This window comes from Methylobacterium crusticola (assembly GCF_003574465.1).
Taxonomy (GTDB): domain Bacteria; phylum Pseudomonadota; class Alphaproteobacteria; order Rhizobiales; family Beijerinckiaceae; genus Methylobacterium; species Methylobacterium crusticola.
Genome location: NZ_QOWC01000020.1, coordinates 25,002 through 38,858 on the forward strand (window position 1 = coordinate 25,002; position 13,857 = coordinate 38,858).

General features: G+C 75.3%; 17 protein-coding genes. 9 read left to right on the forward strand and 8 right to left on the reverse strand.

All coding sequences use genetic code 11. The annotated features are described in order from the left end of the window. Nucleotide 1: 1 nt before the first annotated feature. The 3 genes from DT057_RS12700 to DT057_RS12710 all read left to right on the forward strand — a co-directional run bounded on the left by DT057_RS12700 (nucleotide 2) and on the right by DT057_RS12710 (nucleotide 2,779). Complete coding sequence (locus DT057_RS12700; protein WP_128562473.1) at nucleotides 2-655, forward strand: amino acid ABC transporter permease; 654 nt, start codon at nucleotides 2-4, stop codon at nucleotides 653-655. Continuing rightward, complete coding sequence (locus DT057_RS12705) at nucleotides 652-1,383, forward strand: amino acid ABC transporter ATP-binding protein (protein WP_128562474.1); 732 nt, start codon at nucleotides 652-654, stop codon at nucleotides 1,381-1,383. The genes DT057_RS12700 and DT057_RS12705 overlap by 4 nt, the downstream gene beginning before the upstream one ends. 112 nt (nucleotides 1,384-1,495) lie before the next feature. Continuing rightward, nucleotides 1,496-2,779: an NAD(P)/FAD-dependent oxidoreductase gene (locus DT057_RS12710; RefSeq protein WP_128562475.1), complete on the forward strand. Its 1,284-nt coding sequence runs from the start codon at nucleotides 1,496-1,498 to the stop codon at nucleotides 2,777-2,779. A gap of 18 nt (nucleotides 2,780-2,797) precedes the next feature. Here the strand turns inward: DT057_RS12710 and DT057_RS12715 are convergent, their stop codons facing one another. Further along, nucleotides 2,798-3,247, reverse strand: coding sequence for an Lrp/AsnC family transcriptional regulator (locus DT057_RS12715; RefSeq protein ID WP_128562476.1), 450 nt, complete (start codon nucleotides 3,245-3,247; stop codon nucleotides 2,798-2,800). Nucleotides 3,248-3,416: 169 nt separating this feature from the next. Here DT057_RS12715 and DT057_RS12720 point away from each other — a divergent pair, with 169 nt between their 5' ends. The 4 genes from DT057_RS12720 (at nucleotide 3,417) to DT057_RS12735 (ending at nucleotide 6,795) form a co-directional block, all read left to right on the forward strand. Next, nucleotides 3,417-4,682 (forward strand): D-amino acid dehydrogenase, encoded by a 1,266-nt coding sequence (locus tag DT057_RS12720; RefSeq protein WP_128562477.1) that lies wholly within the window; start codon nucleotides 3,417-3,419, stop codon nucleotides 4,680-4,682. Between the two features lie 140 nt (nucleotides 4,683-4,822). Then, entirely contained in the window at nucleotides 4,823-5,548 is a 726-nt protein-coding gene (locus DT057_RS12725; RefSeq protein WP_128562478.1) for a DUF429 domain-containing protein, read from the forward strand. Next, complete coding sequence (locus DT057_RS12730; protein WP_128562479.1) at nucleotides 5,545-6,057, forward strand: NUDIX hydrolase; 513 nt, start codon at nucleotides 5,545-5,547, stop codon at nucleotides 6,055-6,057. Before DT057_RS12725 ends, DT057_RS12730 begins: the two co-directional genes overlap by 4 nt. Nucleotides 6,058-6,114: 57 nt before the next feature. Next, nucleotides 6,115-6,795, forward strand: coding sequence for a carbonic anhydrase (locus DT057_RS12735; protein WP_128562506.1), 681 nt, complete (start codon nucleotides 6,115-6,117; stop codon nucleotides 6,793-6,795). A 69-nt stretch (nucleotides 6,796-6,864) separates the two neighbouring features. Here DT057_RS12735 and DT057_RS12740 read toward each other — a convergent pair whose 3' ends face one another. The 7 genes from DT057_RS12740 to DT057_RS12770 all read right to left on the reverse strand — a co-directional run bounded on the left by DT057_RS12740 (nucleotide 6,865) and on the right by DT057_RS12770 (nucleotide 12,446). Further along, complete coding sequence (locus DT057_RS12740; RefSeq protein ID WP_128562480.1) at nucleotides 6,865-7,482, reverse strand: hypothetical protein; 618 nt, start codon at nucleotides 7,480-7,482, stop codon at nucleotides 6,865-6,867. Nucleotides 7,483-7,564: 82 nt separating this feature from the next. Beyond that, nucleotides 7,565-8,446 (reverse strand): ABC transporter permease, encoded by an 882-nt coding sequence (locus DT057_RS12745; RefSeq protein WP_128562481.1) that lies wholly within the window; start codon nucleotides 8,444-8,446, stop codon nucleotides 7,565-7,567. Then, nucleotides 8,443-9,222, reverse strand: coding sequence for an ABC transporter ATP-binding protein (locus DT057_RS12750; protein ID WP_128562482.1), 780 nt, complete (start codon nucleotides 9,220-9,222; stop codon nucleotides 8,443-8,445). Before DT057_RS12750 ends, DT057_RS12745 begins: the two co-directional genes overlap by 4 nt. Continuing rightward, nucleotides 9,219-9,467: a hypothetical protein gene (locus DT057_RS12755; protein WP_128562483.1), complete on the reverse strand. Its 249-nt coding sequence runs from the start codon at nucleotides 9,465-9,467 to the stop codon at nucleotides 9,219-9,221. The genes DT057_RS12750 and DT057_RS12755 overlap by 4 nt, the downstream gene beginning before the upstream one ends. A 78-nt stretch (nucleotides 9,468-9,545) precedes the next feature. Further along, nucleotides 9,546-9,992 carry a cupredoxin domain-containing protein gene (locus tag DT057_RS12760; RefSeq protein ID WP_128562484.1) on the reverse strand — a complete coding sequence of 149 codons (447 nt, stop codon included), beginning with the start codon at nucleotides 9,990-9,992 and terminating at the stop codon, nucleotides 9,546-9,548. A gap of 42 nt (nucleotides 9,993-10,034) precedes the next feature. Further along, nucleotides 10,035-11,039, reverse strand: a complete 1,005-nt coding sequence (locus tag DT057_RS12765; RefSeq protein ID WP_128562485.1) for a YVTN family beta-propeller repeat protein — start codon at nucleotides 11,037-11,039, stop codon at nucleotides 10,035-10,037. Nucleotides 11,040-11,129: 90 nt separating this feature from the next. Continuing rightward, entirely contained in the window at nucleotides 11,130-12,446 is a 1,317-nt protein-coding gene (locus DT057_RS12770; protein ID WP_128562486.1) for an ABC transporter substrate-binding protein, read from the reverse strand. Nucleotides 12,447-12,604: 158 nt separating this feature from the next. Here DT057_RS12770 and DT057_RS12775 point away from each other — a divergent pair, with 158 nt between their 5' ends. Both DT057_RS12775 and DT057_RS12780 read left to right on the forward strand, forming a co-directional pair. Then, the gene (locus DT057_RS12775; RefSeq protein WP_128562507.1) at nucleotides 12,605-13,132 is read left to right on the forward strand and encodes a DUF3280 domain-containing protein; all 528 of its coding nucleotides are present in this window, start codon (nucleotides 12,605-12,607) and stop codon (nucleotides 13,130-13,132) included. A gap of 2 nt (nucleotides 13,133-13,134) precedes the next feature. Further along, a complete protein-coding gene (locus DT057_RS12780) occupies nucleotides 13,135-13,851 on the forward strand; it encodes a (5-formylfuran-3-yl)methyl phosphate synthase (RefSeq protein ID WP_128562487.1) in 717 nt (238 codons plus the stop codon). Nucleotides 13,852-13,857 lie beyond the last annotated feature (6 nt).

Sequence of the window (13,857 nt, forward strand, 5' to 3'; positions counted from 1 at the left end):
CATGGAAGGCTTCCTCGCCGACGCCCGGGAGTTCGTCCCGATCCTGCTCCAGGGCGTCCAGCTCACCATCCTGATCACGATCGGCTCGCTCGTCGTCTCGACGCTGCTCGGCCTCGTCTGGGCGATGATGCGGGTCTCGGGGGTGCGGCTGCTCTCGGGCTTCAGCGCCCTGTTCATCAACGTGATCCGGGGCATCCCGATCATCGTGCAGCTCTTCTACATCTACTTCGTGCTGCCGGATTTCGGCATCGCGCTCACCGCCGTGCAGGCCGGCGTGCTCGGCCTCGGCCTCGCCTACTCGGCCTACCAGGCGGAGAACTTCCGGGCCGCCATCGAGGCGATCGACCGGGGGCAGATCGAGGCGGCGCAGACGATCGGCATGGGCTGGTGGCTCACCATGCGCCGGGTCGTGCTGCCGCAGGCGTTCCGGGTCGCCCTGCCGCCCTACGGCAACGTCATGATCATGATGCTGAAGGATTCCTCGCAGGCCTCCACCATCACGGTGGCCGAGCTCGCCCTCCAGGGCAAGCTGATCGCGTCGGCGACGTTCAAGAACACCAGCGTGTTCACGCTCGTGGCCCTGATGTACCTGGTGCTCAGCCTGCCGCTGATCCTGGCCGTGCGCCACTTCGAGATCCGGGCCCGGCGGCGATGATCGCGCTCGAGGACGTCCGCAAGTCGTTCGGGGCGCTGCCGGTGCTCAAGGGCATCACCGCGCGGGTCGAGAAGGGCGAGGTGGTCTGCATCATCGGGCCGTCGGGCTCGGGCAAGTCCACCATCCTGCGCTGCATCAACGGGCTCGAATCCTACGACGGCGGCACGATCCGGGTGAACGGCCAGCGCGTCGACCGGGCGAGCGGCACGATCCGCAGCGTGCGGGTCCAGGTCTCGATGGTGTTCCAGCGCTTCAACCTGTTTCCCCACCGCACGGCCCTGGAGAACGTGGTCGAGGGGCCGATCTACGTGAAGGGCGAGGCCCGGGCGGCGGCCCTCGAGCGCGGCCGGGCGCTGCTCGCGCGCGTCGGCCTCGCCGGCAAGGAGGACGCGCACCCGCCCGAGCTCTCGGGCGGGCAGCAGCAGCGGGTCGCGATCGCCCGCGCCCTCGCGATGCGGCCCGACGCGATCCTGTTCGACGAGCCGACCTCGGCCCTCGACCCCGAGCTCGTCGGCGAGGTGCTGGGGGTCATGCGGGCGCTCGCCCTCGAGGGCATGACCATGGTGGTAGTGACCCACGAGATGGGGTTCGCCCGCGAGGTCGCCGACCGGGTGCTCTTCCTCGACCACGGCGTCATCGTCGAGGAGGGCCCGGCCCGCGACCTCCTCAACCGCCCCCGGCACCCCCGCACGCAGGACTTCCTGCGGCGCGTGCTCCACCCGCTCTGAGCCGGCCGTCGTGGGATCGCGCGCGCCCGCGCCGCGAGCGTCGTGGCCGCCCCGCGGGTCCGCCCATCCCCCCCGCGCCGCGCCGCAACGCGGGCGCGCCCGGGGCCGCCCCATGACCGAACCGTTCCCGCTCGGCCCCTCCCTGTGGGCCACGACGGCCCCGCCCGCCCCCCCGACCGAGCCCCTCGGCGCCTCGGGGCGCGCCGACGCGGTGGTGATCGGCGGCGGCTTCTGCGGGCTCTCGACGGCGCTCCACCTCGCCGAGGCGGGCCTGAGGCCGGTGCTCCTGGAGGCCCGCGAGATCGGGTTCGGCGGCTCGGGCCGCAACGGCGGGCAGGTGATCCCGGGGCTGAAGCACGACCCGGACGAGCTCGTCGCGCGGCTCGGGCCGGAGCGGGGCGAGCGCCTCGCCGCCTTCGCGGGCGGCTGCGCCGACACGGTCTTCGACCTGATCGCCCGGCACCGGATGGCGGTGCCGCACGTCCGCACCGGCTGGATCCAGGGCGCCCACACCCCGGACGGCCTGCGCCGGGCCGAGCGCCGCGCCGCGCAATGGGCCCGCCGCGGCGCCCCCGTGCGCCTGCTCGACAAGCCGGAGACCGACCGGCTGCTCGGCACCGGGCGCTACCTCGGGGGCTGGCTCGACGCGCGCGGCGGGGCGATCCAGCCCCTCGCCTACGCCCGCGGCCTCGCCCGGGCGGCCCTGGCGGCCGGCGCCCGGATCCACACCGGGACGCCCGTGACCGGGCTGTCGCGGCAGGGCGCGACCTGGACGGTGCGCACCGCCGGCCCGAGCCTCGCCACCGAGCGGGTGGTGCTCTGCACCAACGGCTACACGGGCGACCTGTGGCCGGGCCTGCGCCGGACCGTCGTCGCGGCCAACTCCTTCCAGGTCGCGACGACGCCGCTCTCCGACAACCTGCGCGGCTCGATCCTGCCCGAGGGACAGGTCTCCTCCGACACCCGCAAGCTGCTGCTCTACTTCCGCCTCGACCACACCGGGCGGCTGCTGATGGGCGGGCGCGGCCCCTTCCGGGAGCCGCGCGGGCCCGGCGACTGGGCCCACCTGGAGCGCATCGTCGGCCGGATGTTCCCGCGCCTCGCGGGCATCGGCTTCGATCACCGCTGGTGCGGCCGGGTCGCGATCACCCGGGACTACCTGCCCCACCTGCACGAGCCGGAGCCGGGCCTGATCGTCGACATCGGCTGCCAGGGCCGGGGCGTCGGCCTGCAATCGAGCCTGGGGCGGGCCATCGCCGCCTACGTGGCGCGGGGCGACGCGGACGCGCTGCCCCTGCCGCTCAGCCCGATCCGGCCGCTGCCCCTGCACGGGCTGCACCGGCTCTACGCCTCCGCGCTGGTCGCCTGGTACCGCCTCAGCGACGGCGGCCTGTGAGGCCCCCGCGCGCAGGCCTCATCCCGGGCCCACCACCGTCCTGATCGCGAAGCTCGACTGGATGCGCGCCACGCCCGGCAGGCGCGACAGCACCTCCTTGTGCAGGCGCTCGTAATCGCCCGCGTCCCTGACCTCGATCCGCATCAGGTAGTCCGAGAGGCCCGTCATCAGGTAGCAGTCGCGCACCTCCGGGCAGCGGCGCACCGCCGCCTCGAAGCGGTTCAGGAACTCCTCCGTCTGCCGGTCGAGGGTGATCTGCGTCAGCACGACGAGGCGGCCGTCCGCGCCGGCGTCGTCGACGAGGGCGGTGTAGCCGCGGATCACGCCGCTTGCCTCGAGCAGGCGCAGGCGGCGCAGGCAGGCCGAGGGCGACAGCCCGATTTCGGCCGCGAGGGCCGCGTTGCTGATGCGGCCGTCCCCGCGCAGGACCCGCAGGATGCGCCCGTCGATCTCGTCCCGCACCGCCATCGGCAGATCCTGTCCTGTCGCCGCAGATCCGTGCGCGCGCGCCCATCCTATCGCAGAACCTGCGGCGGAGAGGCGGGACATTCGGCGATCGTTGCGCGAGGATGCGCGCCTCGACCGACGCGCCGGGTCGGGCCCCGGGAGGCTGGCGCGGCAGGACTGGATCTCCGCGATGCGCGTTCTCATCCTCGGCGGCGGCGGCGTCGGCGTCACCTCGGCCTACTACCTCGCGCGGGCGGGCCACGCGGTCACGGTCCTCGACCGGCAGCCGGGCGCGGGCCTGGAGACGAGCTTCGCCAACGCGGGCCAGGTCTCGCCGGGCTACTCGGCGCCCTGGGCGGCGCCCGGCATCCCCGTGAAGGCGATGAAGTGGCTGATGATGCGCCACCGCCCGCTGGTGCTGTGGCCGCGCCTGGAGCCGCGCCTCTACGGCTGGCTCGCCCGCATGCTGGCGAACTGCACCGAGGAGGCCTACCGGCGCAACAAGGGCCGCATGGTGCGCCTCGCCGAGTACAGCCGGGACGCCCTGCGCGACCTGCGCGCCGAGACCGGCATCGCCTACGACCACCGCGAGAAGGGCACGCTCCAGCTCTTCCGGACGGCCCGGCAGCTCGACCATGTGGGCGACGACACCGGGGTGCTCGACGCCTACGGCGTCGCCTACGAGGTGCTGGACCCGGCGGGCTGCGTCGCCGCCGAGCCGGCCCTGGCGCGGGTCTCCGGCACCTTCGTGGGCGGCCTGCGGCTGCCGGGCGACGAGACCGGCGACGCGCACCTGTTCACGCAGCGCCTGGCGGCGCTCTGCGAGGGCCTGGGCGTCGCGTTCCGGTACGGCGTGACCGTCGCGGGCCTGCGGCGGGACGGCGCGGGCATCGCCGGCGTCGTGACGGGCCACGGCGAGGTCCTGACCGCCGACGCCTACGTGGCCGCCATGGGCAGCTACACCCCGGCCCTGCTGCGCCCCCTCGGCATCGACCTGCCGGTCTACCCGGTGAAGGGCTACTCGCTGACCCTGCCGGTCGCCGACCCGGCCACCGCCCCGGTCTCGACCGTGATGGACGAGACCTACAAGGTCGCCATCACGCGCCTCGGCGACCGCATCCGGGTCGGCGGCACGGCGGAGCTCGCGGGCTTCAGCCAGGCCCTGCGCGGCCCGCGGCGGGCGACGCTGGAGCGCTCGCTCGGCGATCTCTTCCCGGACGGCGGCGACGTGGCGGGCGCCCGGTTCTGGACCGGCCTGCGCCCGATGACCCCGGACGGCACCCCGATCGTCGGGGCGACGGCCTGCCGGAACCTCTACACCAACACCGGCCACGGCACGCTGGGCTGGACCATGGCCTGCGGCTCGGGCCGGCTCCTCGCCGACCTGATCGGCGGCCGGGCCCCGGAGATCGCCCACCAGGACCTCGCCGGGGCGCGCTACGCTCGGGCCGCGTGAGGCGGCCGGCGCCAGGGGCCCCGGAGCCCGGGTCCGTGGCGGCCTCGCGCCCGCCCGCCGGCCGCGCCGCGGACCCGGCACGCCCCCTGGCCCGGGCGCCCCCGGTCCCTTAAGGGAGAACCCGGACAGGGGCGCACGGCATGGCAGCGTGGGTGGCGGGTGTCGACGGCTGCCCGGGCGGATGGGTCGCGGCGCTCCAGGCGCTCGACGCGCCCGAGATCCGGGTCCGGGTCGTGCCCGACCTCGCGGCGGTCTGCGACGCCCCGGAGGCGCCCGCCGTGGTGGCGGTCGACATCCCGATCGGCCTGCCCGAGCGGGTCGGGACCGGGGGCCGCACCGCCGAGGTGCTCGTGCGCGCCCTCCTCGGGCCGCGGCGCAACGCGGTGTTCCCGACCTCGGCGCGCGCCGTCGTGTACGCGGCGGACTACGCGGCCGCCATCGCGCTGTCGCGCCGGCCGGACACGCAGCCCTTCGCGCCCTCGCCGCCCGCCAACGCCATCGTGCCGCGCATCCGCGCGGTGGACCGGCTGCTGCGGGCCCGCCCGGGGCTCGTGGCGCGGGTGTACGAGGTGCATCCGGAGCTCGCCTTCGCGAGCCTCAACGGCGGGGCGCCCCTTGCCCACGCCAAGCGCACCCCGGAAGGCGCCGCCCAGCGCCGGGACCTCCTCGCCCGGGCGGGCCTGCCGCCGGGGCCGCGCCCCCGCGGCGCCAAGTCCGACGACCTCCTCGACGCCCTCGCGGCCCTCGCGGTGGCCCGGGCCATCGCCCGGGGACGCGCCGTCCCGTATCCCGACCCGCCGGAGCGCGACGCCCACGGCCTGCCGGCCGCGATCTGGACCCTCTCACCCGACGAGACCCCGCCATGACCGACCTTCCGACCCGCGAGATCGCCCGCGCCCTGGTGTTCGACCCGCAGGACCGCCTCCTGCTGATCGCCTACGAGGCGGTGCGCGACGTCGATCCGGCGCGGCCCGGCGCGCGGGCGTTCTGGTTCATGCCCGGCGGCGGCATCGAGGCCGGCGAGACGCCGGAGGAGGCCTGCCGGCGCGAGCTCGAGGAGGAGATCGGCGTCCGGGACGCTCCCCTCGGTCCCCTGGTGGCGCGCTGCGACGGCCCGTTCACGCTGTTCTGCCGGCCCCGGATCGCCCACGAGCGCTACTTCGTGGTGCGGCTGCCGGACGACCGCATCGACACCGCGCGGCTCGCCGAGACCGAGGACAACCCCGTGCTCGGCACGCGCTGGTGGTCCCTCGACGAGCTCGCCACGACCCGCGAGCGGATCGAGCCCGCGGGCCTCGCCGCCCTGGCGCGCCGGCTCGCGGCGGGCGAGGCCGTGACGGAGGTCCGGCTGGCGTGGGGCGACGGCGCGGCGTAAGCGGGAGCGGCTCGCCTCTTGCAGGCGGCCGACAACGACCTCGCGAAGGGACGGACGATGTTCCCGCAGATGCTGACGGAGGGCTACCGCGCCTTCCTGGACGACCGCTTCGTGCGCGAGCAGGGGCGCTACGCCACGCTGGCGGAGGGGCAGAACCCCGAGATCCTGGTGATTTCCTGCTGCGACAGCCGGGTCTCGCCGGAGGTAATCTTCGATGCGCGCCCCGGCGAGCTGTTCGTGGTGCGCAACGTCGCCAACCTGGTGCCGCCCTTCGAGACCGGCGGCGAGTACCACGGCACCTCCGCGGCGCTCGAATACGCCGTGCAGGCGCTGAAGGTGAAGCACATCGTGGTGCTGGGCCACGCCCGCTGCGGCGGCGTGCGGGCCTTCGCGGACGACGCGGCGCCGCTCTCGTCGGGCGACTTCATCGGCCGCTGGGTCTCGCTGATCCGCCCGGCGGCCGAGACGCTCGGGACCGAGCGCGGGCCCGACTACCTCGAGCGGCTCGAGTACGCCACGGTGGCCAACAGCCTGCGCAACCTGATGACGTTCCCGTGCGTGCAGATCCTGGTCGAGCGCGGCCGGCTCCAGCTCCACGGCGCCCATTTCGGCATCGCCACGGGCGAGCTGAGGGTGCGCGACCCGGAGACCGGCGCCTTCCGCCTCGCCCTGCCGGAGGGCGTCCCCGGCCGCACCCGCCTGATCCGCTGCCAGGACGAGGCCGGGAGCGGCGGCTGACGGCCGCCCCGCCGGCGGGGCCCGGCCGCGGCGCGCCCGCCCGCGCCCGCCCGGGGAGCCCCGCCGCCCCTAGAGCCGATCCTGGATCTTGCGGGCGAGGGCGCCCAGGCGCTGCTCCAGCAGGCCCGGGACCTCGCAGACGTAGGTGAGGGACTGGCTGCGCTCCTGGAAGATGCGCTTGTCCCAGCTGAACTTGGTCTCGAGCTCGGCCAGCTCCCTGGTGTCCGGCACGTCCGGGGAGGTCTTGACCTCGCTGATCCGGCCGGCCTCGTCCCGGATCCGCTCGGCCATGATCCGCTGGCCCCGGGCGTAGCGGCCGATGCCGGCCACGACCTTGTCGCGCTCGCCGTTGAGCACCTCGAACACGCCGGCGAAGACCCGGGTCAGGCGCGCGGCCCTGTCGGGACCGGCCTTCTGCGCGAAGGCGTCGAGGAGCGCGTCCGCCTCCTCGAGCGGCAGCCGCCGGGAGGCGATCTTCTGGGCGAGCAGGGCGGCGTCGGTGTCCTCGCCCCAGGCGGCGAGGGCCTGCGTCGGGTCCGGCCCGGTCCAGACCGCGCCGGGGCCGAGGGTCGAGACCTTGCGCTGGGCGCAGGGCCAGTCGGCCTCGGGCCTGGGCTGGGACCGCGCCGGCGGGGCCGCCAGGCAGGTGGTGGCGAGGAGGGCCGTGACGAGGAGGGTGCGGGTCATCGTGCGTCTCGTGTCAGGGTCGGGCCGGCCCGGCTGAGGCGGCCCGGCCGGGCCGGCCTCGGCGGGCCGGGGTCGCGCCGCCTCAGCCGGCCTCCCCGGCCGGGCCGCCGCGGCGCGCGAGCAGGCCCCGGCCGGGGTCGTAGGCCGCGACGGCCAGGATGAAGAACAGGAGCCCGGTGCCAACCACCACCGCGCAGGCGAGCGGGTTGAAGGCCCCGTAGAGCGCGAAGCGCACGAGCTCGACCGCGTGGGTGAACGGGTTCGCCTGGCAGATCCAGTAGAGCGTCGCGCTCGATTCGTTGATGCGCCAGAGCGGGTAGAGCGCCGAGGAGGCGAAGAACATCGGGAAGATCACGAAGTTCATCACGCTGGCGAAGTTCTCGAGCTGGCGCACCAGGGAGGACAGGAACAGCCCGATGGCGCCGAGCATCAGCCCCGCGGCGAGGAAGGCCGGCAGGGCCGCGAGGTAGCCGAGCCACGGGATGTCGGTCTCGAAGAACGCCGCCACGGCGAGGAAGACGTAGGCCTGGATCAGCGAGACCGCGACGCCCGCGACGAGCTTGGCGAGGAGCAGGCTCCAGCGCGGATAGGGGCTGGTGAGCAGCACCCGCATCGAGCCGACCTCGCGGTCGTAGACCATCGAGAGCGAGGATTGCATGCCGTTGAAGAGCTGGATCATCACGGCGAGGCCCGGCACCACGTAGACCTCGTAGAGCACGTAGGTCTCGTAGGGCGGCGTGATCGACAGCCCGAGGGTGTTGCGGAACCCCGCCGCGAAGATGAACAGCCAGACCAGCGGCCGCACCAGGGCGGAGAAGAATCGCTCCTTCTGGTTGAAGAAGCGCAGGAGCTCCCGGCGCACGATGCCGGCGAGGCAGATCCCGTAGCCCCGCGCGTCGAGCCGGCCCCGCACGGCACCCGCCGGGGCGGCCCGGGGCGGCAGCGGTGAGGCGGCGCCGCTCACGCGACCCGCCTCGGGCCGGAGGCCGTCATCTGCCGGAACGCGGTCTCGAGCGAGCCCGACGGCTCGCTCAGCGCCCCGGCGAGGCCGCGGGCGACGATCCGGCCCCCGTGCAGCACCACGATGCGGTCCTGGGGCTGGATCTCGTCGAAGATGTGGGTCGCCCACAGCACCGACAGCCCCTCCTCCCGCACCAGAGCGCGCACGATCGCGACGATGTCGGAGCGGGAATCGAGGTCGAGGCCCACCGTCGGCTCGTCGAGGAGCAGCAGGTCCGGCCCGTGGATCAGCGCCCGGGCGATCTCGATGCGGCGCGACTGCCCGCCCGAGAGGGTGCGGATCTTGTCGTCGCGGCGGTCCATGAGGCCGACCCGGTCGAGCAGGGCCGCGATCCGCGCCTCGGCGGCCTTGCGGGCGATGCCGTGCAGGGCCGCGTGGTACAGGAGGTTCTGGCGCACCGTCAGGTCGGTGTCGAGGGTGCGGGCCTGGAACACCACGCCGAGGCGGGCGAGCGCCCGGGACGGCTCGCGGTCGAGGTCGTGGCCGAACAGGGCCACGCGGCCCGCCTGGCTGGCATAGAGGCGGGTCACCACCGCGAACAGCGTGGTCTTGCCGGCCCCGTTCGGCCCGAGCAGGGCCACGAACTGGCCCTGCGGCACCGCGAGGGAGACGTCGTCGAGGGCCGCGCGGGCCCCGAAGCGGTGGCTGACCCCCTCGACGGCGAGGGCCGGCGCGCCCGCCCCGCCCGCGCCCGCGCCGCCGCTCGCGCCCGGGCTCATCGGCCCAGCGCCTTGCGGGCCGCCCGGACGGCGTCCAGGCACTCGTCGAACTCGCCCTCCCCCTGCTCGCGCTCGGCGACCCGCAGGGACCTCCTCAGGCCGCGCTGGAGCGGCTCGGCCGGCCCCTTGCCGAGCTCCTCCCGGATCATCGCGATGCCCTCCCGGCAGGCGGACGCGTCGTCGGCGCGGGCGGGGCTCGCCGCGAGGAGGAGGAGGCCGGCCAGGGCGCGGGGCTGCGGGCGCATCGTCGGTGGGGTTCCTGAGGCGGGGTTCCTGAGGCTCGGGGCTGATGTAGGTCGGGACGGCGCCCTTTGGAACGTGGACTATTTCACGATGAACCGGCCCGTCATGCCGCGGCCCTCCAGGCCCTGGACCGACCACGGGAACTCGCCGGCCCGGACCGTCACGAACTCGACCGCGATCGTGCCCTGGTCGTCGAATTCCAGGTGGTGAGGGGGCCCGGCCATGTGCACCTCGAGGTGGTTGATCACGATCTGGTTCATCCACACGCCGCGGAAGAACTCGCCGGCGAAGAGCTTGTACTCCTTCTGCCCCTTGGCGGTGATGCGCAGCCGGTAGGCCTTGCCGGCCTCCATCTCGATGTCCCGGACCGGGACCGCGTAGTCGTTGTCCTCGGCGCCGAGCACGAGCTCGGGCAGGTCGGTGCGGCCCCGGGTCAGGTCGCCGGCGCCGGCCGGGGCGGCGGGAAGGACCGCCGCGAGGGAGGCCGCGAGGAGGAGAGCGGCGGCGGGGCGGGAGGGCGGGCGCATCGTGAAACGTTCCGTTCGGGGGGCGGGGCGTGAGGGGCGGGCTCACCGGGGCGAGACGGCGACGCCCCAGGGCAGGAGGCCGACCGGGATGCTCTTGAGCACCTTCAGCGCCTCGACGTCGATGACCGAGACGTCGTTCGAGCCGCCGTTGGTGGTGAAGAGCTGCTTCTGGTCCGGCGTGAAGGCGAGCTGCCAGACCCGCTGGCCGACCGGCAGGTACTTCTCCACCGCGTAGGTCCGGGCATCGACGACGGCGACCCGGTTGGCCGGGCCCAGCGCCACGAAGGCGCGGGCGCCGTCCCGGGTCAGGCGCACGCCGACCGGCTGGATCTGCTCGTCGGTGACGCCCGGGATCTTGAAGGTGATCTTGCGCACCACCTTGCGGCTGGCGACGTCGATCACCGACACGGTGCCGCCCACCTCGGCCGAGACCCAGAGCCACTTGCCGTCCTGGCTGAACTCGGCGAAGCGCGGCCGGGCGTCGACCAGCACGTTGTCGATCACCTGGAAGGTCTTCGTGTCGATGAAGTGGGCCATGTTGGTGGTCTCGGAGGTGTTGACCAGGACGGTCCCGTCCGGGCTCAGGCCCATGCCCTCCGGCTCGACCCCGACCGGCACCTCGGCCACCACCTTGTTCTTCTCGATGTCGAGCACGGTGACCTGGCTGTCGTCCTCGTTGGCGATGTAGAGCGGGTTGCCGGACGGGTGCGCGATGAACTGCTCCGGGTCGGGCCCGGAGCGCAGGGAGCGCACGATCTTGCCGGTGGCCGTGTCGATGACGTCGATGCGGTCGTCGTCGCTCGCGCAGACGTAGAGCAGCGTGCCGTCCCGCCCGACCGTGATGCCCCGGGGCCGCCGCCCGACCGGCCAGGTGGCCGTCACCTGCATGGTCGCGGCGTCGATGACGCTGACGGAGTTGCCCTTCTCGTTGCTGACGTAGACCGTGACGGCGCCGGCCGGCCCCGCCGCCAGGAGGCCGAGGGCCAGGCCGGCCAGGGCTCCGCCGCGCCGCGCCGGGCGCGCGCCTCTCCACCGGTATCGGCTCATCCGTTCCCCTCCCTGGTCGTCGCTTCGTCCGCGTCTATCTGGCGCCGCCCCCGCCCCGCGGCGACCTCCGGCCGGGGCGGCCGGCCGCCCTCACGGCGGCGGGAGCCGGCACTGCGTCTCCGGGAGGTCGATCCCGAGCGTGTCGAGCGGCGTGCGCTGGTGCAGGTAGCCCTGCTCGGGCGCCACCGCCACCAGGGCCTGGGGCTGCACCAGCAGCATCGGCTGGCGAAGCTGGCGGTCCCAGGGCCGGAAGCTCAGGGGCACACCCTTGTAGCCCGGCAGGGTGAAGGCCGGATCGGCCAGGATCGCCCGGATGGCGGCCGGGTCCGTGGTCCTCTTCTGGAACGCCGCCTCGCCCACCGCCCGCACGGCGGCCCAGACCTGGTAGTCGAGGGGGCGCATCAGCCGCCCGGCGAGGCGCCGGAACCGGTTCTGGGCCTGCGCGGCGCCCCAGACCTCCAGGGTCGGGTGCCAGGTGGCCGGGGTGAGTCCCTGCGTGCCGGCGACGGGCCTTGGATCGACGGTGTGGAACGGCACGTAGTCGCCGAAATCGCCCGCCTCGTCGGCCACCACCGCGACGTCGTAGTCGAGCCCGCGGGTGAAGACGAGCGCCTCGGACCGGGTCGGGGTGTCGCCCCGGGCCTTCGCGAGGGGCCCGAAGGTCCAGGGCTTCTCCGCGGCGAGCTGGAGCCCGAACTTGCGCGCCGAGCGCCGCAGCGCCTCGGCCCAGAGCTTGTCGGCGTCCTGCGGCCCGACGATCAGGAACAGCTTGCGCCAGCGCATGAAGGCGAGGAACTGCGCCAGGGCGTCGGTCTGCATCGCCCGGCTCGGGGCGACGTGGAACAGGTTCGCCCGGCAATCCGCCCCGCGCAGGCGGTCGTCGGGGGCGGCGGCGTTGAAGAGGACGACGCCCTCGCCCTTCAGGGCGTCGGCGACCGCCAGCACCTCGTCGGCGGGCAGCGCCAGCACGATGAAGCGCAGGCCCCGCGCCGCCATGGCGCGCGCGGCCGCGACGGGATCCCGCACCTCGCCCTCCGGCGTCTCGCCCGGGCGGGCCGTGCCGAGCGCCGCCGCGTCGAGGGCGTAGGCCTGGCGCACGAAGCGCCCGGTGGTCGTGTTGTCCTGGATCGCGAGCCGCGCCCCCGCCAGCCCCTCGTCCTCGGGCACCGCCTGGGCGTCGTAGGAGGACGGCGCCGGGGCCGGGCGGTAGATCAGGCCGACGCGGATCTCGCCCGGTGCGGCCGCGGCGCTAGGCCCGGCCACGGCGCCCGGTGCGGCCGCCGGCGCCGCCTCGCCCGGGGGCGGCGCGGCGGTCTGCGCCGGGGCCGCCGCTCCCGACGCCGCCCCGAGCAGCGCGGCGAGCGCCAGGGCGGCGCGGGGGGAGATGACGCGGCGAAGGTCGGGCATGCGGCGCCACGCTATCAGGATTTCTCTCAAGCCCTCAACGCCTTATCCATAAGCGAAGTCTAAGAGGCCGGCCTCCCCGCCTCCCCCGAAAGTCCGAGAGGCCGGGCCGGCACTCCCGCGTTGCGCCGGGGCGCCCCGCCATGCAAGGGTCCCGGGTGATGCTGGTCGCCCGCGCCCTGTCCGTCCTCGCCCTCCTGCTGTCCGCGGCGGCGGCCCTGGCCGCGCCCGAGGCCGCGCCGTCCCGGAGGGCGGCCGTGTTCGGCATCGAGCTCGCCGAGCCCGGCGCGGTCGGCCTGCGCCCGCTGCGGCCCGAGGACGCGCGCCGCCTCGCCCTCGCCACCGCGACCCTCGAGCGGGAGGTGGCGGCCGCCGGGACGCTCGCCCCCGTCGACCTCGGGTCCCAGGCGGCGGCGATCCGCCGGGACGCGCCGCTCTACAAGTGCGAGGGCTGCGCCGAGCGGATCGCCCTGACGGCGGGCGCGGCCCTGGCGGTCTACGGCTACGTCCAGCGCAACGCCAACCAGCTCCTCAACCTCACCATCACGATCACGGAGGCCGACAGCGGCAAGGTGCTGCGCGGCGGCCAGGTGGTGATCCGGGGCGACACCGACGACACCTGGCTCCACGGCGTGCGCTGGCTGGTGAAGAACCGCCTGCTCGCGGAGCCGCTGCCGAGCCGGTCCTGAGCGTGCCCGATCCCGTCCCTCCCGGCCCCGCGCGCCCGCCGCGGGTGCGCCTCCTCGTCAGCGTGCGGGACGCCGGGGAGGCGGCCCGGGCCGCAGCCGCCGGCGCCGACCTCGTCGACGCCAAGGATCCCGGCCGCGGGGCGCTCGGCGCCCTGCCGCCCGCCGCCGTGCGGGCCATCGTGGCGGCCGCCCGGGGGGCGCAGACCAGCGCGGTCGCGGGCGAGCCGCGGGACGCCGCCGAGGCGGAGGCCCTGCTCGCCGCCCTCGCGGACAGCGGCGCCGGCTACCTGAAGGTCGCCGTGCCGCCGGACCTCGACCTCGCCGGCCTGCGCCGGCCCGCCGGCCCGCCCGTGATCGCGGTCCTGTTCGCCGAGGACGCGCCCGGGGCCGCCCGCGTGCCGGCGCTCGCCGCGGCGGGCTTTGCCGGCGCCATGATCGACACCCGCAGCAAGGACGGGCGCCGCCTCACCGACCACCTCGGCCCCGCCCACCTCGCCGCCTTCACGGCGGCCTGCCGGGCGGCCGGGCTCCTGTCGGGCCTCGCCGGCTCCCTGGCGCTCGACGACATCCCGGTCCTCGCCCCGCTCGCCCCAGGCTATCTCGGGTTCCGGGGCGGGCTCTGCGCGGGCCGCGACCGCCGGGCCGGCCTCGATCCCGACCGGATCGCCGAGGCCGCGCGACGCCTCGCCGCGGCGGCGCGGCACCCGGCGGCGGCGTAGGGAGAC